This is a genomic window from Synechococcus sp. 1G10 (assembly GCF_002252625.1).
Taxonomy (GTDB): domain Bacteria; phylum Cyanobacteriota; class Cyanobacteriia; order PCC-6307; family Cyanobiaceae; genus Regnicoccus_A.
This window is the reverse complement of sequence record NZ_NQKW01000077.1, coordinates 1-619: the sequence shown is the minus strand read 5'-3', so window position 1 is coordinate 619 and position 619 is coordinate 1. Positions and strand designations below refer to the sequence as shown.

General features: G+C 60.1%; 1 pseudogene. It reads left to right on the top strand.

The features are described from left to right. Window positions 1-619, top strand: a pseudogene (locus CJZ82_RS17545) (photosystem II q(b) protein); the annotation flags it as partial.

The window sequence follows — 619 nt, the reverse complement described above, 5'->3', positions numbered from 1 at the left end:
TGGTGGTCTTCCACTTCCTGATCGGCGTCTTCTGCTACATGGGCCGCGAGTGGGAACTTTCCTACCGCCTCGGCATGCGCCCCTGGATCTGCGTGGCCTACAGCGCCCCTGTGGCCGCTGCCTCGGCTGTGTTCCTGATCTACCCCTTCGGTCAGGGTTCCTTCTCTGACGGCATGCCCCTCGGCATCTCCGGCACCTTCAACTACATGCTGGTGTTCCAGGCAGAGCACAACATCCTGATGCACCCCTTCCACATGCTGGGGGTGGCTGGTGTGTTCGGTGGCTCCCTGTTCTCCGCCATGCACGGTTCACTGGTGACCAGCAGCTTGGTGCGTGAAACCACCGAGAGCGAGAGCCAGAACTACGGCTACAAGTTCGGCCAAGAGGAAGAGACCTACAACATCGTGGCTGCCCACGGTTACTTCGGTCGCCTGATCTTCCAATACGCCTCGTTCAACAACAGCCGCAGCCTGCACTTCTTCCTGGCTGCCTGGCCCGTGATCGGCATCTGGTTCACCGCCCTTGGCGTGAGCACGATGGCCTTCAACCTGAACGGTTTCAACTTCAACCAGTCGATCCTCGATGGCCAAGGCCGCGTGATCAACACCTGGGCTGATGT